Genomic DNA, 21844 nt, shown 5'->3' with positions numbered 1-21844 from the left:
TTAACGGCTCCATCCGACAACCCTTCAACGACGAAACGTTGCACAACAGCGAACATAACGAGAGAAGGAACTAGCGCCATAACAGCACCGGCCGTCATTACTCCCCAATTGACATCATAATATTGGATAGTTGTCTGACCAATTTGAGTTGACAGAGAGACTATCCTCCGATTTTCTTAAGATCGTCGCGCATAATTTCAAAGTGCTTGCTAATGAGTTTCTTTGCCGTTTTCACATCGCCTCTTCTCATCGCTTCGTAAATAAGACGGTGCAGCGGTTCGGTTTCTCTTCCAAACACATGTATATCCAGTCCATCTATGACGGGGTCCGCCCACAAAGAATCCATTTTCTTTATCGACTGAAACAAGGTGAGCATTAATCGATTCTCGGATCCTTCGTATAACGCAAGGTGGAACATATAATCTTCTTGACGAGGGATTCCGCCTTTATTTCTTTTGCAGTCGTATTCATCGACGATTTCCCCCAGCTTGTCCAGATAAAAGGTATTGCCGTGGCTAATTATTTGTTCGATCGCATGCATCTCCATCACTTCGCGCAAGTCAATCATTTCGAGTAATGCCTTCTTTTCCAATGAAACCTTAAGCGTGAAGTTAGCCATCTCCGCCAATATCGTTTTCTCGGCACGTAGATACATTCCGCTTCCTGGCCTAATCTCAATTAAGCCGAAGCTTTCCAGTTTTTTCATGGCTTCACGGAAAGAAGGGCGGCTGATTTGAAACTGTTCGCAAAAAAAACGCTCCGTAGGCAGCCGATCTCCTTGGCTGAATCCCTTCTCCTCGATATATTTAAGCACTTCCTCCGTAATGGATTCGTGCAGCTTTTGTCTCTTTAACGACTTCAGCATACTCATCTCTCCAGACGATAACTAGTAAGTTGTCAGACCAATTAACTGAATTGTAAATTCTACTGCAAACGCTGTCAATAGCGAAGCACTCAAAAACGATGGAAGGCGTGATGATTTTGGGCAAAAAATATCTCGATGGCAGATCGGAAACTCAGTTTACCATACCCGCCAAGGATCACGGTATTGTGTTAAGACGCGGCAGCGAGGAGTTGGATTGTTACGGAATTGCGCGCACAAAAGATTTAGACGGACAATGGGCTGTAGATCCGGAGCCTCTGTTCCCTCTTGAGGAACAGATCGAGAACAGTACGGTGTTCTACGAGGAAGAAACCGGAACATGGTTTTTATTCACCAATCACGTCGGACTCAACGAGATCAAATTAATACACCGATGCCATATGGGTTTATTGGACTAAGGATATCCAGAACTGGGATGTCGACAACAAAGCGCTCGTATTTGACGGCAGCAAGTGTAATTGGTCAAAATCCGTCATTGGCGCGCCTTCCGTATTTCGTCTAGGAAATAAATTAGCCCTATTTTATGACGGCGTAGAAGGTCATGGATTTGACCATTTTTACCGCGATATCGGTCTTGCCTGGCTTGATTTACCGATAAATTTGCCTGATCAGCAAAAATAATTGCAGCTCATTTTGGTAAATCAGGATTATTTGGAGTTGGGACTGCCGGTTCATTTTCTCCGCCCATTCTTCTTTTTGATGTTTCCATTCGACCTACTGCTGGGGTATGCTTCCCCGCTTTGGCTAAACCGAATTTAGGCATATTCCCGTATACGCATTCATATTGTCCAGGATAGATCATATACGTTTCATGGTAATTTCCTACCGTCCCATCCGTCCCAACAGATTTATTGAAATTTTTCCAGGCTTTTAGATGCCCCGAGCATACTTCTCTAGTTGTTCGTAACTTCTCCATTATTGTAATAGAGTAACGCCTCTCCAATTCCAAAAAAATTCCGTGCTAATAAATCCAAGTTCAGGGTTTTGATATAACTCTTTGACCATGGGTCCCATTGCTTTTGCTACGGGAATCCATTTATGAAATGCAAATAATCGGTTTATTCTCATACCAATTACAAATACAACAAATGAATCGTCAATTTCCAGCTGTAAATCTGCCTGGGATAACTTTTGCCATTTCGTTCTCTCCTTAATTCCGATTTAGTTAGGTTATTGTTTTTAGATATTCCTTTAATGGATTCATATGATGTTGATCATGCCAAATAAAATCCTTCAAGTATTGCGTAACATTAAAAACATTACCGTCCCCATCTTTATAATCTCGATTAATCGCCTCTTCCGACAAATTTCTAATATCTCCAATGATTCTCTTACGATAAAATAGGGTCTTTTCAATTAATTCGTCCGTTGATATTGTTCTCCCGTATATAATTGCCTTGCTATTAAAGTCATCAAAATTTAAGTGTTTGATAGTGACTTGTTTGTCAGAAGCAATTCTATCAACTGCTTCCTCGTAAAAATACTTATCCCATAACATAATATGACTGATGATGTCTCTTATGGCCCATTTACCTGGTTCAATACTGGATTCCCAAACCACTTCATCTAATTCCTGCAAGGTAATGGTGAACGAAATCCACTCTTCAAAAAATTCTAGTAAACTTTGCATTTCAAGTGACATTGTTCTATTCATTCCTTTGGTTTTTATATTTTTACTGGCAGCCGATTCGTGAACACGATATTTTCTCGATTCAGTTACTAAGAGTCTCTTTCATATATTGGTTCGGGATTTTATTAAGTTTTACAAGTGGGGATTTATTATTCTTTTTATTTAAATCGATGATATTCATTGCCTTTATTGGTAAGTAGTCTTCAATTAAGAATTCCGTCATTTTGACCATGTCTGTCATAGATCCTAGAACGCTTCGATCATATGTCTTGATAAATTTTATATCATTCACATTGCTTATATATTTGTTGATTAAGGTATCTGATATTCCTTCTGCCTTTAGATTTTCTATAAGTGAATTGATAAATATCTCTTGAAAATTTTTATAATGCTCCTTCTTTATACCAAATAAAATAAAACAATATCTTGTTTTATTGTTCATAACGATCAAGTTATTTTTATTGGCCATGCGAAATATATTAGCATGCCATTTATAAAACTCGTCATTCTGTTCATTGTCTTGTTCTTCAACAAAACCGCTAGCTTCAAATAGCTTCTTAGTACATGAGATTGTTATCATATCTTTTGTCCCTTCACCATCTATATTGTTTTATTTGTTAGTAGGATAGTCACTCCATAATTCAATAATATTACCATCAGGATCATGAAATCCAAAAGATGTTCCTTGATAATTGGAGATTCTACCTATCTTAATTCCTTTTTCAATAAATTGTTGGTATGTACTTTCAATATTTGAAACGATAAATCCATAGGCAGCTTGTGGGCCATTCGAATATGTCATATGAGATCTCACGTTATCCTCATTTGTTATTAAGATAATTCTAATTCCGGACTCGGACCTTAATTCAAGGTACAATGGATCTTCGAAAACTAATTTAAAGCCCAAATGATCTGAATACCATTCCGCTGAGCGTTGAAGGTTACTTACAGGTATATAATGATATCCACCAAGCAACTGCATGCTAAATCCTCCAATAGGGCATTCAAGTTTAATTACAGAATAATTAAGCGATCACCGATTATGCTTTTTAGAAACTCTTAGTCAATCACCGCTACCACATCTATTTGTATATTGAACCCAATGTCACTGCTTAATACCGTCCTAACGGGAAAAGGATATTTAAAAAACTCCTTATAGATAATTTCAAATTGACCCGGTGTTATAAAATTGTAGTTTAATATTACATTCGTCTTAACTATATCTTCTAATTCAGCTCCAGCTTCTTTAAGTACTTTCTTTACGTTCCTTAGAGTTTGTCTAATTTGTTCATCAACTGGAGCTTCAAGGTTATCCGGTCCCTGACCTGCAACATAAATCGTATTGTTGGTTTTAATAGCTTGAGAATATGACAGGCCCATTGAATTGTCTTTACCGAAATATTCTTTCAAGTTCATCTATCCCTTCAAGTAGTATTAAAAATTACAAGCATAAGGCCATACCGGTTTGAGATGCATTCAAAGTTCTTTTTCCATTTCAATCGCAACTATTTTCTTGTTTTCCTGACTTATTATTATTTTATTGCCACAAGGTTTAAAGCCATATTTGCAATAAAATATTAGTCCTCTTGTATTTGTATTGTGACAAAATAGCTTCATCTTACTTATTCCATATTCATTCTTGGCCTTATGAGTCATTGTATTTATTAGAAATTCTGCAATGCCTTTATTTCTATATTCCGGGCTAACGATTACATTACCAAGCCAACAAATCGATTCCTTATCGTCTATATCATACAAATTAGCATAGGCGATTGACTCCATTGTGCTTGTATTTATTATTACTGTTGGACTAAATCTATTCTCTAACACCCTTACTATTTGATCAGGCGTTAGTGGATAATGAAATTTAGGACCCATATAAAACAACTCCTCAGGATTCTGAGGAAAAGAACAAATTGTTTCTAAATCAGCATTTGATAGAGTTCGATGTGATAACATGGTTATCTCCCTTTGATTAGCTACTTATAGTTCATATGAATTCTGCTGCTTAATAAAGTCTTCTTTTATTTCATCTTGCGGATCCCAAATTGACCATGCTCCTTCTAATAAATTCCCTTCGTTATCTCTGAAATAAAAATATTTAGCTTCTCCTGCCCCGAGGGTTTTTAATTCCTCAACATTGATTCCTTTATCCTTCAACAAATTATATGTATATTCGATATTTGGACAATTGAGAGCCATAATGGGGAAAGGGTTCCCATTTCTTGTTATTTCCAAAGGGTTTCTATTTGTTGTTTCAACAAGTAATAACGCAATTGAATTCTTATGTGGATGATGTAGAACTGCCAAATTTGAGCCTCGGTCTTGGAACTTATCCATCAACTTGAATTCTAAGTTTTCTATATACCAGGCAATTGACTCATCTATTTGAGTTGTTGGTACATAAACGTAGCCTATGCGTGAAAAAGCAAATTGTTGGTTCAATGGAAACACTCCCTTAGAAATTATCGCGCTACCAGCACTTACTGACTATTAAAGATTTAATTTGCGAAATGTGATGTTGATTATGCCAAACAAACCTTTGCAGGGCAGTATCAATAGTAATTTTACCTAGTACTTGGGTTCTTAATCTTCTATTAAAGTCATCTGGGTTCAACCCATTAAGTAGAATCAGAAATCGACTATGGAGTATTTCAAGAAGCAAAAGTGAGGTTTCAATAGGGACATTCTTGTAATCGCTTAGTTCTGCCCATAAATCTTCACGATAAGAGTCCGCCAGCGGTTCTTCTTCAGTCAACGCCCTCTTAAACCGTAAGTAAGCGTTCATATCATTATCGGCTAAGTGATGCACAATCTGCTGAATTGTCCAACCATTGAGACGATATGGGGTTTGAAGTTGATTAGGAGTGAGATCCTTTAAAAGACTTCTAAGAGTTATTGAAATATTAGGGATCTGATTTATGAAGCTTTGTCGCTCTTCAGAAGAAGGAGTTAGAATCGGTTCAAAATGACCAATAGGAAAACGTAATTTTTCCACTCTTTGATCCCCCTTATATTTCAAATGACTCCACGGGAAAATGGTGTTATCTGATGCACCCTAACTACGTTTAATCGGCTTCTCGAGTGTGTATAATTCATCATCTATTTGATTGTTCTTTTCGTTTATTATAGTTCTGGCATCCGCTATTGCCTTGTTATAGATATACGGTCCAAGTTCTCTTATCATGAAATCAATTAGTTGCTCAGCTCCTAATGCCCCAATAATTTCCGATCGCTCCTCTTCAAAATAGGTTTGAACATTCTTTACAATTTCCTCCTTTTCTTCTTTTGGGAGCTTGATAGATATGATCATTTAGATTACTCCTCTTCGATCGTTTTCAAGTGTTTGGCACGATTTTGATTACTTATATAATAATATTAGCATAAAAATACTGCCGTTCCTTCCGTGGATAAACGATTAATATTAATAAACCCAGCCTTTGAATTATCTCAGCTGGGTTTAAAAGTTACAATTGTGTTGTTCGACATGTTATTTTCTTTTAGTTTATTTTTTATTGTGATAGTGATAACCAGTGCAAAGTCCTTTTTGTTTGGATTTTGCGGAGCAATTATGTCCACCATTTTTATCCGTTCTTCCTGAATGTGCATAAGCAGAAGTTGAAGTTCCAACTAATACTACGAGAGCAATAAACATCACGATGATCTTCTTCATATTTTCACCCTTTATTTGCCCTATGCTTTAGGACTTAATAGAATCTAACATCATTTTATAGCAAATTCCATATTTAGGATATAGAGAATACGTTGTTATAAAAGGTCCCCGCCCCTTTGAATGACTACAAAAAGCTATGGAGAAAACAACCGATGGGTGAAGCTGCGTGTACCAGGTCAAAGCCAGCTGCAGATCGGACTCAGTCTAGCCGAAAGAGCATCCGACATGTTTCTGGTAGGGAATGTACTAAGTCCGTAGCAGGAGGTTCCACTTCCAATAGAATGAGATTTAATGAATCTCCGATATACGCGGTCATTAATTTTCCTCCGATGTTACTACCCCGTATGGATGGATCGACAGCAATGTTTTCCACAAACCGAAACAAAGGAAATTCCCACACGGCAAGAAAGGCGCTTATAAGATTTTATCAAATTCTCTGTCGTCTTTGTTCAGATCCTCCCTTATCTAGGCTGCTTTTTACTAAAAATACCATTTTCTCTCCAACAACACATAGCACTTCACAAGTGTGAAGATATGTCTAATTGTCAACAATTTCTCCACTCGGCATTTGCGCGCACAGAACCATGATAATTGAACTTGTCATTCTGTGAAAGCAGCGAGATTCTCCAGAGAGGAACTCAATCCCGCGGCGTGATCATCCTGCCGTATTCCTTCCGGTACGTTTTCACAAACGATGGTGACTTCGGTACCTTCCGGAACGGCTGCCAAACTCCATGTCATTGTCATCGTGCCCGCGAACGCGGGGTCCTCGGACTCGAATTCTACTAGTTGTACAACACGCTCGTCTGGGACTAACTCCAGGAATCTCCCCTGGACAACATCGGCATGTTCCGAGGTCTTACCGATCGTTGAGTGGTCCGTTCCGACATAGGTTAAGGACATTCGATAGGCACCACCGTTCCGAGCGTCGAACTCATAAATATGGCCTATCATGCCCTTTGGCGGAAGCCACGAAACCAGGGCCTTTGGATCCACGAATGCCTTATAGATAGTTCGCGGTGATGACATAATAACTCTCGATGCAGAATCAGTTCTCTTCTTGCTGGACGAATTTGTCATAAGATAATCCCCCTTGTAGGTGTCACGTTAAACTTCTTCGGAGTTACATGCGGCTATGACCGATTGAATTGAACTTATTTCCCTGCTACTGCCTATTATAACCCCGACTCCTCTTCTATCTCCAATCCGGACCGAAGCTATAAACCCTTATTGTTCAAAATGAAAACAAACTCTTAACTATTCTTATCCCTTTATTCTGAATTTCAATAGGGTTTTCTTTATATTCTCTTTGGACATACTCATAAGAAATCATTCAAAATTTCCCAGTCTTAATAGTTCCGCAACTTAATTTACTGGATTTCTTTCAAAAACCTCTTCAAAATCTGAAATATAAAAAATCTTCGTAATATCTAAAGGGGTCACTGACTTCATTTTATTGGGATTACTATTTATTAGTTCTACAATTCGATTTCTATTGTATTCATCTTGGTTTATTTCAATATCTTCTTCCCAAGCACATTCGTAATGAAAGGTTCTTTTCTTCCCATCATAAATACTAAAAGACCAGCCATGGTCTTCTGCATTCACTAAGTGTACCAGTATCCCATTATTACTATTAATAAGCCTTTTATTTGGTTTAAACCTTGAACCATTGGGGATAATCGTCACCCAGTTATTAGTCACTGGTTGAACACTCCCGCCACCTGCATTGTTGCGCTGAAGTGGGGGATTCTTGGGTAATCGTACCTATCGGTCCGAACTTGACCAAGCGATCCCTGCCGTCCCGGCAGTTCAGGCAGTCTTCGCTGCCAAACGCAATCCTTCTTTCTCAATGTTCCGGCTGGCGTTCTTGTCCCGATCGTGGTGGCTTCCGCATACCGGGCAATCCCACTCCCGCAGCGATAAGTCCTTCACTTCCGGGTTGCGATGCCCGCAGCTTGAACACAGTTGGCTGGACGGGTAATCTTTCGCCACCACGCTGATCTTACGTCCGTACCATTTTGCCTTGTATTCCAGCATCGTCCTGCACATTGACCACGAGACGTCGGATATCGCCTTGGCTAATCTTCCGTTTTGCAGCATGTCCGATACCTGCAAATCCTCCAGACAGATCGTTTGGTTTTCACGTATCCATCGGGTAGTGATCTGATGCAGGAAATCTTGCCGGCTGTTCGCGATTTTCTCATGGATCATGGCTACTTTCCGCTTGGCACGGTGCCAGTTGGCTCCTCCTGGTATGCGGCGCGACAGGATCCGCTGCCAGTGGGCCAGCCGTCTCTCCCGCTTTCGCAGATGCTTGGGATTAATCTCATCTTCCCCGCGGCTGCATACGGCAAATTTCTTTAGCCCAAAGTCGATTCCAATGACGGTGTCCCGCTTGGGCAAAGGTACGATGTCCACCTCGCAGACGATGGACACGAAGTACTTGCCCGTTGCGCTCCGTCTTACGGTAGCCGACAAGATACGTCCTTCCACTTCGCACGATTTCGCAAAACGGACCCATCCGAGTTTGGGCAGTTTCAATTCTGCATCCCGGATCGCAATATTGTCGTTCGTGTATCTCGTGGTGTAGGATTGAACCGGATTTTTGCGGCTTTTGAAACGGGGAGCCTCGTTTTGTTTGCGGAAGAAGCGGTCGAACGAATCCGCCAAATGGCGGACGGAAGATTGAAGAGCAATACTGTCTACTTCCTTGAGCCAGTCAAAAGATTGTTTGAGCGCAGGAATACCCGTCGCACATTTGTGATAGGACAAACCTGTTCCCGTCTCGTAGTACGATTCGTTCCATTTGGCGAGAAAGTGATTGAACACAAATCGGGAACACCCGAACATCTTATGAATGAGGGTCATCTGCTCGGGCGTCGGATAGAGGCGAAAGCGAAAAGCTTTAGGGTGCAACATAGAGCTTTGTTCACCTCCTCCTAAGTAGATGGTTCACCCCTCTATTATAGCACATATGTTCCCATTCGAGTGCAAAGCTTAACACCGTCGATTCTTCCCCCTCTTACTTCGTAGAAGAGGGAGTCTTCTCAGCCAGATGATAAACGAATCCTCTAAGCCAGGCTCTCCTCAAAAGAGTAATCCCATCATTCTGTTTCGTAGAAAATAAGTGATAGCTTTCACTAAATTCGCTCATCTAAATGCTCCTTATCCGTATTTCAATTTGCATTTCACTCTTCTTTGAAGATAAGGTTGCATGATACGGTTCCTTGCTCACGCAACTCTACAGTTGCTTATACTTGACAAGCAACCTTAGAGTTGCTTATACTCGATATATGAATAGGGACAAAGACGCTATATTCAAAGCACTTGGCGACTCGACTCGGCGGCTTATAGTAGACGAACTATCCGAACGCAACGAGCAGACGTTGTATGAACTTACGGTGCGTCTCATTACGAAGCACGACCTTTCCATTACGCGACAGGCGATTGCTAAACATCTTTCTGCATTGGAAGATGCAGGGCTCGTAAAATCAGAAAAAAAGGGAAAATATCGAGTGGTTATATTCAACAACGAACCACTTAAAAATTTGCTGAAAGGATGGATAGAGTAATTTTAATTAAAAACTTCTGACGAATGTATGGGTTTTTCTGATTGGAGCCAGATTGTTAGTAGAGCACCAACATTGCAAATATCAAAGGAGGCAAAACACTATGAAAATCATTGTTACCAGTATATTCGTTCAAGACCAAGACAAGGCATTGGAGTTTTATACAGAAAAGCTGGGCTTTGTAAAAAAGCATGACGTTCCCGTCGGAAAATTTAGGTGGATAACGGTTGTTTCTCCCGATGAGCAAGACGGTACCGAGCTTTTACTCGAACCGAATGACCATCCTGCCGCCAAAGAGTATCAAAAGAAGATATCTGCCGATGGCATCCCAGCAACAATGTTTGGCGTTGCAGATATTAATAAAGAGTATAAACGATTATTGGAAAACGACGTGAAGTTTACTATGGAGCCGACAAAAATGGGCGAACTCACAATAGCTGTCTTCGACGATACATGCGGCAACCTTATTCAGATTATTCAGAAGTAACTTTATGACGAAATGTCGGTACTTAAAAGAAAAAGGAGTCTAACGGATAACGATAGTTGAAAATTGCAAATGGGAGAGCCCTCATATTCTGATGGCTCTCCTTATTAACCAAGCGGCTCTTAACTGATGCCGCCCCACCTTTGATTACTTACAATTTCTTCTTATCCTTATTGATTATTTCAAGATTTTTTAGTCCATTCTTTTCAAACTCAGTTTCATATTGCTCTTCAATCTCATACATTCTTTCCCTATGTTCTTCCTTTAATTGTCTTACTGGTCCTATTTCTCTTAAAAGATCTCTTTTTGCTAGCTTCATTGAAATCTGTTCCCAGAAAGTGTATTCATCATATTCCTCAACTATTGGCATTAATGATTCTTCAAAATCCATAGTTGTATAAAATTCATTTCCTTCTGCTTTCACAACATCTTCAGCTTGAAAATGTTTTGCTTGTGATATTACGTAATTTTGAATTTCTTCATACTTCTCCAATCTCTCGTCACCTTCTGCTCCTGTCCGTGAAGCATTTGCCATCCAATTTCCCAAAAATAACAATTCAATCAAATCTCTATACTGTTTTTTTGTTAGTTCAAGTTTCATCTTATAAACTCTCCTCTAAATTATTTAAGTCATGCTCTTGTTCTAGGCGATTTCAGTTAACGTATCTTGTGATCTTTCCGCGGCTCTTCGGTTTAGAGTAACTCATACAATTCTCTTAATTGAATGATTGTGTGTCGTGGTTTTACAGTTACTTCATCTTTCCATTCTTGATTCATTTTAATCCATATCGTTTCCATACCAACCTTCGCGGCTCCTTCAATATCTTTAACAGGATGATCCCCTATATAAACGCATTGTTCAGGTTTTAATTCAAGCTTCTCTAATGCCATTTGAAATATCTTTGGATTCGGTTTCTTAATCCCAGCTTCTTCTGAAACAATAACTAAATCAAAATCATCTCTAATCCCTAATTGATCGATCTTCCCATATTGTATTGCCGTCTTTCCGTTAGTTATTAATCCAGTCTTATATTTCTTTCGAATGAACTGCACAACGTCCCTGGCCTGTTCCATTAAAAGGGCATTTCTAACATAATGTACTCCGTAGTAATCCAATAATTCAGTAATTCCAGGCTTTTCGATCCATGGGAGCTCATCTAGTAATTCACTAAACAATTCATTCTTGTCTTTATAACCATCTTGATCAAGTTCTATAATTCTATTAATAAAGTTCTCGTTTAATTCATGATGAGAAAAGTACGTATTCACAAAAGAAGCAGCAAAGTTTCTAAACGTATTTAACCTATCTAAGATCGTATTATCCAGATCAAAAATGACCGCCTTAATGTTCTCCATGGTTTCCTCCATAGATCTATCCCCCAAACGCAATTCTATATCCATCGGTATCTTGAATAGTAAATTCACTAAAAGAATCATTCAGATCCGGTCCTCTTACAATTTTTATTCCTTTAGAACTAAACTCTTCAAGCAACAATCGAACATCTGCATAACAAAAAGCATCAAAATATAACCCGCCTTCAACTGAAGAAAAAGGTCTGACCTCTTCTAGATTTATTGCTTGATGAAGAATAAATGTAACTTTATCCCTTGTCATATGTACATGTTGAACATCTGGACCACCGATTAATTCATATTTAAAGCCAAGATCCTTATAAAAACTTACTGATTTTTCAATATCTTTTACAAGTAACACCATTGTTGGCCCAGATAACACTGCTTGTTCCATCTAGTAAATACCTCCACAAATTTGGATGTTAATGCCTTCTATTTAGCCCACTGCATGGTAGGATTCAAGTAATCTAAGCCCGAGTTTGTGATTTCTTAACTTTCATGTATTCACGAGACGTCCCACCAACTTAAATCTCACTTGTCTTTATTAATATCCTCATAGAAAATGATTTTGTTTCCAAAAGGATCTACAACAGAGCATTCTTCCGTTTCCCAAGAGGTCTTCTCCAAGCCGGGTCTTGAATAGTTATACTGCTTTCCATTTAGATTCTTTTGTAATTCTCTGATTCCATTCACTTCAATTCTAATTGCAGATCCGGGACTGCAATCTCCATAGTGTTCACTAAGGTGAATTCTGATCTCATGCATAGAAATTTGCATATATAAAGGCATATTGGGTTCAAAGCGATGTTCCCAATCCACCTTGAATCCAAGGTACTCTATATAAAATTCCTTTGCCTTCGGTTCATCAAATATACGGAAAATTGGGATTATTCCTTGAAGTATCATTATTGTCTACCTCCTTCTTTGTCCCTGAGTAATTCTTCAATTAATATTCCATTGATTTTCAGCCCTGAAATATCACAATCGATTATTTCCATATTGGATAAATTACTATTCCGAAAAATAATAGGCTTATATTGTCCATCAGGATTAAAATTTCCATCACCTTCCTGGGGAAGCACAATATTAAGAAATTCCGTTCCGTAAAGATGTACATGATCAATAACCGCATGACTTAAATTTGCGTGTTGGATTCCTGTTCCTGATAAATTCGCGTTGGTAATTTTTATTCAGACAAGTTGATGTCATTCATGACAATTCCACTCATATTTGCATTGTTAATATGGGACTTTGCTAAATTAACATTATCAAAATTGAGCTCTTGTGCATTAACATCTTTAAACGTCGAGCCAGAAATATCCGCCATTTCTACATCCAACTTCTCAACTTTCATTCCCACTTTAAATTTCTCCCTTCAAATTTAGAGTACTCATATATGTAGATAACATTGATGATTGCACATAACGTTTTGGTATTCTCGACGCCTCACCGGCTTAAGGGCCGAATGTGCCGATGTGTGAATACTGTGTTAGCTGAAGTAACTGCCTTCCTGAATAGTTTACAAATGCCTTTATACTATTGGTACAAAAATATCAGCTTTATTGAAATGTTGTTCTTCTCCAAATCTAAATACTTCAAGTGATAGTGATCTTGTATTATTTTCAAGACCATTTGCTTTTAAGTACGATTTTATTAACGCATATGGATCTTGATCCGTTGATCTTACCTTGACATAGCGTTGATTCGGCACACAGAATCCAATCATTCCCTTCGGAATATCCTTGATTTCTGTTACCTCCATGCAGTAAATATATGTAAAAAGAACATCGTTAGCAAAATGGGGACATACATATTCATTCTCATTAATAATTTCTTTAATCTCACTCTTTCTAGCAAGAAATATCTGATTTGCCTCTTTTATTCTATCAGGATCAAATCTTTGAAATACATTAGTCACTGGAACTCCGACAAAATACTTCTCTCCTAAAGTAACGATCTCGATTTGATTGTTCTTCAAATTTCCTCCCCCATTGATATGCTTTCATAACATTCCGCAGTGACTGCTAATTGCATCCCCGAATCTACATTCTAACTCCAGCCGGACAGAGGTCCAAATGGCCCGAAGCGCGAATACAGTGTTAGCAGAAGTTAATGGCCTCTTGAGACATTCTCCATAAGTTCTTCTCTCGCCTTTATTAACCAAGGGTGTACTAGTTTTAGTTTATCTCGTTGGTCCCAAATGTTATTGAGGTATATTAATATTGCTTTGTCTATTTCAAGTTCATTTACTTTAATTCTCATTTCTTGTAGGTATGGATGATCTCCAGGTAGTTTCCATGAGATCTTATCTGAAACAAATAATATCTTATCGGTCATACTAGCATTCGCTTTATGGGTTGTATGACTTTCAATTGCATTTAATATTTCATAATCCGTTATTCCAAAAATATCTTGAGCCATATACTTGGATAGTTTTTGGTGAACGCTTCTATCATATTTATGCTCCTCATCGAGTATTTCAATAGATAGCTCTTTGGCTACATCCAGCATTGTAGAGATTGGAATCACATTACTAATATCATGCAACAGGGATGCTTTAATGACTTTAGCTGGATCAATGGCATAGAGTTCTGCGATATGCTTTGCCTCGGCAGCAACTTCTAAAGTGTGTTTCAACGTTCTTAAATCACCATTCTGTGTAAAGAATTGATTTATATCTTCATTTAAGTCACCTGAAGAATAAAAGTCTTTTGTATATTTTTTGAAGAGTTCATTCATGTTTTTCATTCCTTTGCATTAATTTCTGGTAACGTTCTGATATTCACGATGCCCAGATACGCGAATACAGTGTTATGTGATGTTCCCACCTTCGAAGCGCTACCAATACAATTTACTTAATCAATTCAATTCCCTATCAAATCTCTTAACTTATTAGCTTCTTTTTTTGGAATTTCATAACCCTGATTTGTATTAATAAGATCTACGAGGAGTCCTGTTGAATTTCTACTAGTCCCTAATGATAAATGGTATTCTTTTATTGTTTTATCCTTATACGTTAATTGCAAAATGTATTCTGCGCCATAGTCGATATCTCCTGACATTGTTTCAGCTTTTTCAAATGCGTTTCTAAAAATTTGAATATCCTTTTCATTTTCATATGACTTATCATTACATTCTTTACTATTCATGCTAGGGTTACATTTGAGATTTATTAAAATAATCTGTTTCTGAATTTCTATGGAACTGCTCTGGTTCATACACCCTGCAATCAGAAAACCTATTATCGCAGTGAGAATATAGAGCTGTTTGATTTCTACCACTTCCTAATCATTAGGATCTTATGGGGATTTCACCTAACATTCGTGTATTCACGACGTCCCATCACCTTAAAGAAGCGACCGGTTGGGTGGTACGGGGTGTATTCGGTTGAATCCGCTTCCCTGAATCGTGATCCCATACCAAGGACCAAATGACCATTCTAACTATTTCCATATTAATGCATTGATTTCCTTTCGTTTCCTGATCAATTATTGTCATTGAAAAACAAATAATGTCGCTTTATAAGCGACATTATTTGTTACCTGCAATTCATTTTCTGTTGCGCGTCTTACTAAATCGATATAGCCAGGAAAATAACAATAAAATCATTCCTATACTTAACAACTGAATGATTGCAGTTGACCAACTAAAAGTCATGCTTGTTTCCTCCCTTATTGATATTTATGTACTTTAGGTATTCATATAACTTCTTGCTATTCACCAGGCCCCACCATCTTAAAGGAACGAAGTTACTGTCTGCGACGCGTTTGGGTGGTGTGGGTGTGTCCGGCTTAATCTACTTCTCTGCTGCCGAATGACCCCAAGCGTGAATATGGTGTTAGCTGATGTCATTACCTTCCTCGATTAAGCCCAAAAAATATCATTTTTATCTACAGCCTTTACTTGTTCTTCAAAATTTTCATTTGGTTTTATGTCATCTACAAAATGCCATTTATCCCTACTATCTTTCCAATATACTTTCCAAAATGAGTTATCTAATCTAAATTGAGCAATGGGGAGTTCAACGCGCTGTCCTGGCATAAATGAAGGTCTTTCTTGGGTTAATGTAATTGTATCCCCTCTGAACTTGTATTTAATTTGAATGTCTCGCTTGAGGTGTTTTGGAATTTTTTGATCGATGTAGTTATTGAGAAATTTCTCAATTCTCTTTTTGGTAAATGCATCTAGCAATTAAATCACTCCAATGTGTTTTGAACTTTAGCAATGGTTTCGCCTAAAGTAAATGTATTCTTAGTCACTCTTCTTCCCAGATCCAAATGCAATTACATAATTATCTGGGTCTTTTATCGAAAATTCCTTCCAAGATCCCCACTCAAAATCATAAATTTCTGGCACTTGATTAATTTTTGCCCCTCTATCTTTCAATTGCTTATATAATTCATCTAGTTCAATATGTGTTTCTACATAAGCATATGTATCCCATGATTTATCTTGCCCTTTACCTGGCGTATTAGGTGTAATATCATCAGGATGGTTTGCTTCGATTAATTTAAATCCTAGTCCGAATTCATCTCTTACTGCCCACCATTCTGTAACTTCGCATTCTAAAACATCCCTATAAAATGCCTTCGAAATTTCTAAATCTGAAACTAATAATACTTGAACTGAGTTTTGAACTTTGCTCATAGGAATACCTCCAAATTTTGAGAATTCATCCCCGAAACCTCATCTAATTTCTGTCCGGACCGAGGGGCGAATGCCCCGATGCGTGAATACATTGTCAGGTGATGGCCCCGACTTCTTGGTTTTAAAATCTTTTCCTCTTTTTAAGCGGGTTGATGAACATCAAACATATTCCCGAACGGGTCGTAAAATGTAAAGAACTTGCCAATATATCCTTCATCAATTATCTTCCCTACTTCAGTTCCAAGTTCTAATAGATAGTTATAAAATCCTTCTATGTTCTTCACTCTAAAACCAATTGTGTAATGGTCTTCTCCATTTACAAGGAATGTGGAAGTGGTTTCATCATCAGTCTTAACTAAAAATAAGCTTGGCCCCATTGTGAAATCCACATATGCCCGTTCATCATTTCTAAATCCAAGTTTTGCTCCCAACTTGTTACAATACCAGTCTATTGCTTGCTCTAAATCTGAAACAGGTATTTCGGTATACTCAATGCCTTCGATAAATTGTTGAAGCATGTTATTCAATCCCTTCAATGAGGTTGGGTAGTACGGGTTTGTGTTATATAAGGGTAGAGGCGTCTTGAATATGCTTTCTAAACTCTTTCGTCAATTATATGTTTATTTTCAATTTTTTTATTGTCATTTTGTTTTCTTATTTCATTGCGTAAATATTGCACTTCAGTTATTAAGTCACCAAGTTTCTTTGATGTCTTTGATGAATCTACTGCATACCGCACAACAGCAGCAACAATAAGAATAGCAATTAGACATAAAAGTAATATTACAAAGATTCCTGCGACTTCCATGAATGATACATCCCCTTACATAAGAAAAACTTAAATTTTTCAACCACCTTAAGCCCAAAGAGCGGCCACGGCGCGGTTAGGTGGTGCGGGTGTGTCTGGCTGATTCGGCTTCCCTGCTGCTGCCGACTGTATCCCCGAAATCACATCTTACTTCTGCCGGGCCGAGGGCCGAATAGACCGAAGCGTGAATACGGTGGTTTCGGATCTACATGTCTTCTTGGCATACCCACCGATTATTGAGCAAGCATTATTATTCCAATTGTTATCAATATTGAAGCTATTATTCGATTTCTTCCCTGCGATTCCTGCAAAATAAAGATTCCCATTAATGTTCCAAATACTGTTCCAATTTCACGCATAGGTGCAAGTTGCGAAACAGGCATTGTCTCTAGTACCTTCAAAAATAATATGTACCCTCCTGGAGCGAGCACTCCGCCTAAAATAATTGTTTTCCAATTAATTCGCCATTCCTGACGAAGTCCATTTGACTTAATTGTTATATATGTAAGTGCAATTAAATTACCAATGTTAGTTGCCTCATTTAGTGTTATAGCAGGGAGATATTTAAGCGTGACTTTGTCAACTATAGTGTAGGAAGTTATCATTATTCCAACCATAACAGCCAAAATAATAGACCTGTTAGAGAAGTTCCAGCGCCCCTTGGTTTTTAAGTCCCCAACCAGATAAATTCCTACTACAATGCAGACGATACCAATCCATCCTTGGAATCTTAGATTCTCTCCTAAGATTAGAACACCAATTACAGGTACCACTAAAGGACTTGTTCCTCGCATTAAAGGATAAACTTGTGACATATCACCTATCGTATAAGTCTTAGCAAGTAAAAGTACATAAACTCCATGAAATAACATACTTGCAATAACTAAAAGCCAACCTGCTAAAGGGATATATTCAATTGTTCTTATTTCAATTAATACAAGGGGCAGGAAAATTACTATAGCTGCCCATTGGCAGTACCAAAGAAATACGTTTTTGTTTATACTTCTCTTCGCAAAAAGGTTCCAAATTGAATGTATTAATCCTGATAGAATAACTAAAAGAACTGCAATTAAGGTCAATTAGTTCACCTTTCTTAGCATTACATGAATTTCCGATAACGTTCTGGTATTCACGACGCCCCACTTCGGCCCGCGATGGGGTTAGGTGTGCGGGTGTGTCCGGCTGAATCTGCTACCTTGCTACCGAAATGCTGAAGCGTGATATGGTGTTATATGCTTTTATTGATTTAATACAATATATCCCAACCATCCAATAATAATATAATTGGGTAAATTCATCGTTAATGCTAAAATACGTTTTCCTTTCTTTATATAAATTGCTGATCCAATATAAAATAAAGGAAACAATAAACTCAAAAACATAAACCTCGGAGTAAAAGCAAGATATAAGGACATTGGTATTATCATTACTGCAGAGATATATAAAAATCGATAATTATTGAATAACAGCCCTACAAACGAACTTACTATTGATGCAATCATTAAAGGCCAAAAGAAAAAAGTAATCGTGAGCACCTCCATGTTACAAATAATGTGCTTTCAACTTCTTGTTTTTAATGATTTAGCGGATGTTTCATTGCGTAAACACTATAGTTACTCGATGTTCCTGCCTTCTTTCAATTACACCTACTATTCTTCCAATAACTATTACCAGTCCTTTTGGCGGATCTTTTGTATTTGGCTTCCTCTTTGGATATATAGAACTTAAATGTGTTTGTTCCCCATAATTTACCAGTATTCCACATCTTCGAAATGCCTACTTTTTATTATTCCATGTCCCTCAATTATTTCCTTTCTCTTCCTTAACCTATATGTCACTTAATAGCGAAAAAGTCACGGAAATCCGTGACATGGCTTCTCGCGCACCCTCATAAGCTATCTAAATGATTTCATATTTTATTCCGGAAGTTCTATATGCTCCGATACTCGTGATTTCAAAATTTCAATTAGTTCTTCATCCATAAACTTAAAGTCATCCGGAATATCCAAACAAATGATCTGTTTGCCACTTAGAATATTTGAAAATTTGTCTTTAAGCCTTCTAAGATGTTTCTTCTCCATAACAAATATCAAATCTGACCAACCAACATGTCCTTCTGTAACTTTAATCCTTGCACCTTCTTCTGTTCCGGCGGATCTGACTTCATAGCCGTTGAGTCCATCAAAGATCTTCTCTGCCGTCAAGCTTCGCCACTTATTACGGCTACAAATAAATAATAGTTTAATAAATTACTCCTCCATATAGTCAGCAGAATTTGCAAATAAAATTAGTTAAAAAACGCAATTATGATTATGATAACTCCTACAAAAATAGATAAGTATCCTCCCCAGATGACACCTTTAAGGTTTCTCACGCCATTCACTCTTAGGCGAACAAATACATCAGGTTAAATAATTTGAAATATTCCACTTAATATTGCTAAGGCTGAAAATAGTAAAAGACCACCCATTAATGTTCTCCTTTAATTAACCAGTCTTTCCCCGATTTCATCTAACGCTCTTGTATTCACGACGTCCCACCGACTTAAGACGACGAAGTCGCCGGGCGCGATACACTTATTCGGTGCGGATGTGTCCGGCTAAATCTGCTTCTTTGCATGAGAAACATCCGCGAAACTTCATCAAATGCATCGGTCCGGACCTAGGGCCTAACGGCCCGAAGCGTGAACATGTTGTTAGATGATGGCGGGGCTTTCGAAGAATTACTTCCAAAATTACTATTGTTCTTTGTTTTCCCTATTGAATCCATGTTCTATTTGAAATTGTCTATTAGCTTCTGTAATCAAAACCATTTGTTTAACAATAAATTTCCACAATGACATAATTAATCCAATGATAAAAATCAATATTCCAAAGATAAATGTCATTTTGGTAATATCCCAGATTTCATTTGGTGTTATTATTTTTAAGGATTGGTAATCTCCTGCTCTTTCATTTAGAGAGATGTATATAATGATTTTTTCTAATCCACTCAAACTAATTAAGAAAATCCCTGTTATTAAAAAGGCTAACCCAAATGGTTTCAAGTTGATTCCCCCAAATTAAAGAATTCTAGTTCGATTCTTAAGTGTTTTAGCCTTTGCCCCGATTTCAAAAGATTATCATTTATTGATTCCTGCCGGACCGAGGGGCTTGTCCTCAAAAGCGTGAATACGGTGTTAGAAGCAGTTGCTTCTTCTTGAATAACTTACAGCTTTCTAGCATTCTCAAATCTATGTATTCCAAAATCTTTGATTGAAGACTTTAGTAAAGTTTCTCTTAATGGGTTCAAGTTAGGCGTGAATCTAATTTCTATATTTAGTTCTGTAAGTCTTTCAATTAAATTATCTAGTGGCTTTATTCCAATTGGGTTTATTGATTCTTCAGATATATAATAGCCTGCAAATTCATCAAACAATTTAAAGCTTTCTACTGGTAATTCATATCTGAAGATAGTTGTCTTATTAATTCTCTTGTACCAACCAACTTCGACAGTGATAACAATATTTGAATCCGTAAGTCCAAAAAACTTATGATCGTCTTCATCACTTATTCCTTCAGTTCTTGTATAAACAATTCTGGGACAGTCTCGTGGAAAGTAAAAGGTAAATTCATGTTGCTGGTCTATCGCCCAAACAACCGGAGGCATGTTCTGTCTATTATGTTTAACTCTTGGATTAAAAATTCTTATATCAGATTTATCACTAAAATGATAAAGCTTCACCGATTTACCTCCTGAACTTACGGTTCTGTAAGCATTTGCGTCTTCTGTTCTCAAAAAATCTTGGTAATTGGATTCCTGATGTATTTAATAAAGAGTTGTCATAATCTAATCCACAACTCCAGCAGTATTCGGGATATTCCGAATGAATACAATCCTGGCACAGCGGTTTATTACAGTTAATGCACTGCCTTATAGATTCAGTGAATCGTGAAAATAACATTTCATAGAATCCCTCATGGTTTATATGTATTTACTTGAATTTCAGATAACGTTCGCGTATTCACGACGTCCTTTCCCCTTAGATAGCTCTTATCTTAGGGGAAAGATGTGTCCGGCTGATTCCGCTTCCCTGCTACTGCCAATTGCTTCCCCGAATAATCATCTAACTCCTGCCGGACCGAGGGCCGAATGGCCCGATGCGTGAACATGGTGTTAGGTGATGTCCCTGTCTTCTTTGAAATACTGACAGTGTTCTCGAAAATTATAATCTGCATACAGTGATCTCTATAGGTGTATCTATAAATTCATTTATTATTATTTCTTTAACTCTTCCCCATTGTAATTTGTCCAGTCCACATCCAATTTCAGGCATTGCTAATTTATTAATTGATTCTTGAACACAAATCTCTTTCATCGATTTCAATGACATTGTTAAAGTTTCATATGTTGGTTTATACCAATACTTACTCTTTGTTATTAAATTAAATACTCTGTCCACCTTGTACGACTTACCAACTATTAAATCATTTCTTGAAGCCATGTCTTGAAGTGAAGACAACTTAAACTTCTTACGAAATTGAACTGCGATTCCTGCTCCCATCTTAGCATCTGCAGAAATACAATGAGCCAGGAAATAATCTTCTGGCATTGTAAATAAATCTTTCTTGATTTCTATTAACTCCATTGAGTCCACTCCACCTTTGCCTTTATAGGGATTTCACCTAACGTTCATGAGTTCACGACGTCCCACCATCTTAAGCCCGAAGGGCGGCCGCAACGCGGTTGGGTGGTGCGGGTGTATCCGGCTGATTCCACTTCATCGCTGCTGCCAATTGCATCCCCGAATCCACA

The 21844-nt window shown here is 37.8% G+C and carries 34 protein-coding genes and 1 pseudogene; 3 read left to right on the top strand and 32 right to left on the bottom strand.

The annotated features are described in order from the left end of the window. Nucleotides 1-160: 160 nt before the first annotated feature. On the bottom strand, nt 161-865 hold the full coding sequence (locus tag K7P76_RS27180) for a FadR/GntR family transcriptional regulator (protein ID WP_232189218.1): 705 nt from the start codon (nt 863-865) through the stop codon (nt 161-163). Between the two features lie 116 nt (nt 866-981). Here K7P76_RS27180 and K7P76_RS27175 point away from each other — a divergent pair, with 116 nt between their 5' ends. Then, nucleotides 982-1281 (top strand): hypothetical protein, encoded by a 300-nt coding sequence (locus tag K7P76_RS27175; protein ID WP_232189217.1) that lies wholly within the window; start codon nt 982-984, stop codon nt 1279-1281. Between the two features lie 230 nt (nt 1282-1511). Here the strand turns inward: K7P76_RS27175 and K7P76_RS27170 are convergent. From K7P76_RS27170 to tnpB, 13 genes and pseudogenes are all read right to left on the bottom strand, one after another. Beyond that, nucleotides 1512-2021: pseudogene (locus tag K7P76_RS27170) on the bottom strand (DUF4188 domain-containing protein). 27 nt (nt 2022-2048) lie between these two features. Then, on the bottom strand, nt 2049-2525 hold the full coding sequence (locus K7P76_RS27165; protein ID WP_232189216.1) for a DinB family protein: 477 nt from the start codon (nt 2523-2525) through the stop codon (nt 2049-2051). A 70-nt stretch (nt 2526-2595) separates the two neighbouring features. Next, a complete protein-coding gene (locus K7P76_RS27160) occupies nt 2596-3093 on the bottom strand; it encodes a DUF6933 domain-containing protein (RefSeq protein WP_232189215.1) in 498 nt (165 codons plus the stop codon). A 30-nt stretch (nt 3094-3123) separates the two neighbouring features. Then, the gene (locus tag K7P76_RS27155) at nt 3124-3495 is read right to left on the bottom strand and encodes a VOC family protein (RefSeq protein ID WP_232189214.1); all 372 of its coding nucleotides are present in this window, start codon (nt 3493-3495) and stop codon (nt 3124-3126) included. 77 nt (nt 3496-3572) lie between these two features. Continuing rightward, nucleotides 3573-3929 (bottom strand): RidA family protein, encoded by a 357-nt coding sequence (locus K7P76_RS27150; protein WP_232189213.1) that lies wholly within the window; start codon nt 3927-3929, stop codon nt 3573-3575. Nucleotides 3930-3989: 60 nt separating this feature from the next. Then, nucleotides 3990-4472 carry a GNAT family N-acetyltransferase gene (locus tag K7P76_RS27145; RefSeq protein WP_232189212.1) on the bottom strand — a complete coding sequence of 161 codons (483 nt, stop codon included), beginning with the start codon at nt 4470-4472 and terminating at the stop codon, nt 3990-3992. 24 nt (nt 4473-4496) lie between these two features. Continuing rightward, nucleotides 4497-4958, bottom strand: a complete 462-nt coding sequence (locus K7P76_RS27140; protein WP_232189211.1) for a VOC family protein — start codon at nt 4956-4958, stop codon at nt 4497-4499. 28 nt (nt 4959-4986) lie between these two features. Then, a complete protein-coding gene (locus K7P76_RS27135; protein ID WP_232189210.1) occupies nt 4987-5511 on the bottom strand; it encodes a YfiT family bacillithiol transferase in 525 nt (174 codons plus the stop codon). 60 nt (nt 5512-5571) lie between these two features. Further along, a complete protein-coding gene (locus tag K7P76_RS27130) occupies nt 5572-5826 on the bottom strand; it encodes a DUF2164 domain-containing protein (protein WP_232189209.1) in 255 nt (84 codons plus the stop codon). A 192-nt stretch (nt 5827-6018) separates the two neighbouring features. Further along, a complete protein-coding gene (locus K7P76_RS27125; RefSeq protein WP_232189208.1) occupies nt 6019-6186 on the bottom strand; it encodes a YHYH domain-containing protein in 168 nt (55 codons plus the stop codon). Nucleotides 6187-6786: 600 nt separating this feature from the next. Further along, nucleotides 6787-7215 carry an SRPBCC family protein gene (locus K7P76_RS27115; RefSeq protein ID WP_232189207.1) on the bottom strand — a complete coding sequence of 143 codons (429 nt, stop codon included), beginning with the start codon at nt 7213-7215 and terminating at the stop codon, nt 6787-6789. A gap of 336 nt (nt 7216-7551) precedes the next feature. Next, nucleotides 7552-7890 carry a hypothetical protein gene (locus K7P76_RS27110; protein WP_232189206.1) on the bottom strand — a complete coding sequence of 113 codons (339 nt, stop codon included), beginning with the start codon at nt 7888-7890 and terminating at the stop codon, nt 7552-7554. A gap of 108 nt (nt 7891-7998) precedes the next feature. Then, the gene (gene tnpB / locus K7P76_RS27105; protein ID WP_232189205.1) at nt 7999-9108 is read right to left on the bottom strand and encodes an IS200/IS605 family element RNA-guided endonuclease TnpB; all 1110 of its coding nucleotides are present in this window, start codon (nt 9106-9108) and stop codon (nt 7999-8001) included. Between the two features lie 374 nt (nt 9109-9482). Between tnpB and K7P76_RS27100 the strand changes: the two genes are divergently transcribed. Continuing rightward, a complete protein-coding gene (locus K7P76_RS27100; RefSeq protein ID WP_232189285.1) occupies nt 9483-9761 on the top strand; it encodes an ArsR/SmtB family transcription factor in 279 nt (92 codons plus the stop codon). A gap of 100 nt (nt 9762-9861) precedes the next feature. Then, nucleotides 9862-10245 (top strand): methylglyoxalase, encoded by a 384-nt coding sequence (gene glxB / locus K7P76_RS27095; RefSeq protein WP_232189204.1) that lies wholly within the window; start codon nt 9862-9864, stop codon nt 10243-10245. A 148-nt stretch (nt 10246-10393) separates the two neighbouring features. On the opposite strand, the gene K7P76_RS27090 is transcribed toward glxB, so the two are convergent. The 18 genes from K7P76_RS27090 to K7P76_RS27005 all read right to left on the bottom strand — a co-directional run bounded on the left by K7P76_RS27090 (nt 10394) and on the right by K7P76_RS27005 (nt 21677). Then, nucleotides 10394-10843, bottom strand: a complete 450-nt coding sequence (locus tag K7P76_RS27090; RefSeq protein ID WP_232189203.1) for a hypothetical protein — start codon at nt 10841-10843, stop codon at nt 10394-10396. A 92-nt stretch (nt 10844-10935) separates the two neighbouring features. Continuing rightward, on the bottom strand, nt 10936-11610 hold the full coding sequence (locus K7P76_RS27085) for an HAD family hydrolase (RefSeq protein WP_232189202.1): 675 nt from the start codon (nt 11608-11610) through the stop codon (nt 10936-10938). Between the two features lie 4 nt (nt 11611-11614). Next, entirely contained in the window at nt 11615-11989 is a 375-nt protein-coding gene (locus K7P76_RS27080) for a VOC family protein (protein ID WP_232189201.1), read from the bottom strand. 137 nt (nt 11990-12126) lie between these two features. Continuing rightward, entirely contained in the window at nt 12127-12501 is a 375-nt protein-coding gene (locus K7P76_RS27075; RefSeq protein WP_232189200.1) for a glyoxalase superfamily protein, read from the bottom strand. After that, on the bottom strand, nt 12501-12749 hold the full coding sequence (locus tag K7P76_RS27070) for a hypothetical protein (RefSeq protein ID WP_232189284.1): 249 nt from the start codon (nt 12747-12749) through the stop codon (nt 12501-12503). The genes K7P76_RS27075 and K7P76_RS27070 overlap by 1 nt, the downstream gene beginning before the upstream one ends. 32 nt (nt 12750-12781) lie before the next feature. Next, complete coding sequence (locus K7P76_RS27065; RefSeq protein ID WP_232189283.1) at nt 12782-12949, bottom strand: pentapeptide repeat-containing protein; 168 nt, start codon at nt 12947-12949, stop codon at nt 12782-12784. A 177-nt stretch (nt 12950-13126) separates the two neighbouring features. After that, complete coding sequence (locus tag K7P76_RS27060) at nt 13127-13573, bottom strand: GyrI-like domain-containing protein (RefSeq protein ID WP_232189199.1); 447 nt, start codon at nt 13571-13573, stop codon at nt 13127-13129. A 131-nt stretch (nt 13574-13704) separates the two neighbouring features. After that, entirely contained in the window at nt 13705-14334 is a 630-nt protein-coding gene (gene yqeK, locus K7P76_RS27055) for a bis(5'-nucleosyl)-tetraphosphatase (symmetrical) YqeK (RefSeq protein WP_232189198.1), read from the bottom strand. 125 nt (nt 14335-14459) lie between these two features. Beyond that, nucleotides 14460-14876 (bottom strand): YhfM domain-containing protein, encoded by a 417-nt coding sequence (locus tag K7P76_RS27050; protein WP_232189197.1) that lies wholly within the window; start codon nt 14874-14876, stop codon nt 14460-14462. A gap of 583 nt (nt 14877-15459) precedes the next feature. Next, nucleotides 15460-15786: a DUF3024 domain-containing protein gene (locus K7P76_RS27045; protein WP_232189196.1), complete on the bottom strand. Its 327-nt coding sequence runs from the start codon at nt 15784-15786 to the stop codon at nt 15460-15462. Between the two features lie 60 nt (nt 15787-15846). Next, nucleotides 15847-16242: a VOC family protein gene (locus K7P76_RS27040; protein ID WP_232189195.1), complete on the bottom strand. Its 396-nt coding sequence runs from the start codon at nt 16240-16242 to the stop codon at nt 15847-15849. A 140-nt stretch (nt 16243-16382) separates the two neighbouring features. Further along, nucleotides 16383-16760, bottom strand: a complete 378-nt coding sequence (locus K7P76_RS27035) for a VOC family protein (RefSeq protein WP_232189194.1) — start codon at nt 16758-16760, stop codon at nt 16383-16385. Nucleotides 16761-16837: 77 nt separating this feature from the next. Next, nucleotides 16838-17050 carry a hypothetical protein gene (locus K7P76_RS27030; protein ID WP_232189193.1) on the bottom strand — a complete coding sequence of 71 codons (213 nt, stop codon included), beginning with the start codon at nt 17048-17050 and terminating at the stop codon, nt 16838-16840. 233 nt (nt 17051-17283) lie between these two features. Continuing rightward, a complete protein-coding gene (locus K7P76_RS27025; RefSeq protein WP_232189192.1) occupies nt 17284-18129 on the bottom strand; it encodes a DMT family transporter in 846 nt (281 codons plus the stop codon). Between the two features lie 837 nt (nt 18130-18966). Beyond that, on the bottom strand, nt 18967-19296 hold the full coding sequence (locus tag K7P76_RS27020; protein WP_232189282.1) for a low molecular weight protein tyrosine phosphatase family protein: 330 nt from the start codon (nt 19294-19296) through the stop codon (nt 18967-18969). A gap of 491 nt (nt 19297-19787) precedes the next feature. Further along, on the bottom strand, nt 19788-20096 hold the full coding sequence (locus tag K7P76_RS27015; RefSeq protein WP_232189191.1) for a hypothetical protein: 309 nt from the start codon (nt 20094-20096) through the stop codon (nt 19788-19790). Nucleotides 20097-20257: 161 nt separating this feature from the next. Then, nucleotides 20258-20773, bottom strand: a complete 516-nt coding sequence (locus K7P76_RS27010; protein WP_232189190.1) for a DUF6886 family protein — start codon at nt 20771-20773, stop codon at nt 20258-20260. 481 nt (nt 20774-21254) lie between these two features. Continuing rightward, complete coding sequence (locus K7P76_RS27005) at nt 21255-21677, bottom strand: macro domain-containing protein (RefSeq protein WP_232189189.1); 423 nt, start codon at nt 21675-21677, stop codon at nt 21255-21257. Between the last annotated feature and the right edge of the window lie 167 nt (nt 21678-21844).

Source organism: Cohnella silvisoli (assembly GCF_021190915.1).
GTDB classification, from domain to species: Bacteria; Bacillota; Bacilli; order Paenibacillales; family Paenibacillaceae; genus Cohnella; species Cohnella silvisoli.
Note: the sequence above shows the minus strand (reverse complement) of the source record. Positions and strands in the feature narration are given on the sequence as shown.

Excerpts from the sequence above, each read along its gene's own strand:
- K7P76_RS27130 (WP_232189209.1), bottom strand. The coding sequence starts at position 5,826 with ATGATCATATCTATCAAGCTCCCAAAAGAAGAAAAGGAGGAAATTGTA.
- K7P76_RS27145 (WP_232189212.1), bottom strand. The coding sequence starts at position 4,472 with ATGTTATCACATCGAACTCTATCAAATGCTGATTTAGAAACAATTTGT.
- K7P76_RS27150 (WP_232189213.1), bottom strand. The coding sequence starts at position 3,929 with ATGAACTTGAAAGAATATTTCGGTAAAGACAATTCAATGGGCCTGTCA.
- yqeK (WP_232189198.1), bottom strand. The coding sequence starts at position 14,334 with ATGAATGAACTCTTCAAAAAATATACAAAAGACTTTTATTCTTCAGGT.
- K7P76_RS27160 (WP_232189215.1), bottom strand. The coding sequence starts at position 3,093 with ATGATAACAATCTCATGTACTAAGAAGCTATTTGAAGCTAGCGGTTTT.
- K7P76_RS27165 (WP_232189216.1), bottom strand. The coding sequence starts at position 2,525 with ATGTCACTTGAAATGCAAAGTTTACTAGAATTTTTTGAAGAGTGGATT.
- glxB (WP_232189204.1), top strand. The coding sequence starts at position 9,862 with ATGAAAATCATTGTTACCAGTATATTCGTTCAAGACCAAGACAAGGCA.
- K7P76_RS27005 (WP_232189189.1), bottom strand. The coding sequence starts at position 21,677 with ATGGAGTTAATAGAAATCAAGAAAGATTTATTTACAATGCCAGAAGAT.
- K7P76_RS27115 (WP_232189207.1), bottom strand. The coding sequence starts at position 7,215 with ATGTCATCACCGCGAACTATCTATAAGGCATTCGTGGATCCAAAGGCC.
- K7P76_RS27065 (WP_232189283.1), bottom strand. The coding sequence starts at position 12,949 with ATGAAAGTTGAGAAGTTGGATGTAGAAATGGCGGATATTTCTGGCTCG.
- K7P76_RS27080 (WP_232189201.1), bottom strand. The coding sequence starts at position 11,989 with ATGGAACAAGCAGTGTTATCTGGGCCAACAATGGTGTTACTTGTAAAA.
- K7P76_RS27030 (WP_232189193.1), bottom strand. The coding sequence starts at position 17,050 with ATGGAAGTCGCAGGAATCTTTGTAATATTACTTTTATGTCTAATTGCT.
- K7P76_RS27085 (WP_232189202.1), bottom strand. The coding sequence starts at position 11,610 with ATGGAGGAAACCATGGAGAACATTAAGGCGGTCATTTTTGATCTGGAT.
- K7P76_RS27125 (WP_232189208.1), bottom strand. The coding sequence starts at position 6,186 with ATGAAGAAGATCATCGTGATGTTTATTGCTCTCGTAGTATTAGTTGGA.
- K7P76_RS27090 (WP_232189203.1), bottom strand. The coding sequence starts at position 10,843 with ATGAAACTTGAACTAACAAAAAAACAGTATAGAGATTTGATTGAATTG.
- K7P76_RS27035 (WP_232189194.1), bottom strand. The coding sequence starts at position 16,760 with ATGCTTCAACAATTTATCGAAGGCATTGAGTATACCGAAATACCTGTT.
- tnpB (WP_232189205.1), bottom strand. The coding sequence starts at position 9,108 with ATGTTGCACCCTAAAGCTTTTCGCTTTCGCCTCTATCCGACGCCCGAG.
- K7P76_RS27155 (WP_232189214.1), bottom strand. The coding sequence starts at position 3,495 with ATGCAGTTGCTTGGTGGATATCATTATATACCTGTAAGTAACCTTCAA.
- K7P76_RS27040 (WP_232189195.1), bottom strand. The coding sequence starts at position 16,242 with ATGAGCAAAGTTCAAAACTCAGTTCAAGTATTATTAGTTTCAGATTTA.
- K7P76_RS27180 (WP_232189218.1), bottom strand. The coding sequence starts at position 865 with ATGCTGAAGTCGTTAAAGAGACAAAAGCTGCACGAATCCATTACGGAG.
- K7P76_RS27075 (WP_232189200.1), bottom strand. The coding sequence starts at position 12,501 with ATGATACTTCAAGGAATAATCCCAATTTTCCGTATATTTGATGAACCG.
- K7P76_RS27100 (WP_232189285.1), top strand. The coding sequence starts at position 9,483 with ATGAATAGGGACAAAGACGCTATATTCAAAGCACTTGGCGACTCGACT.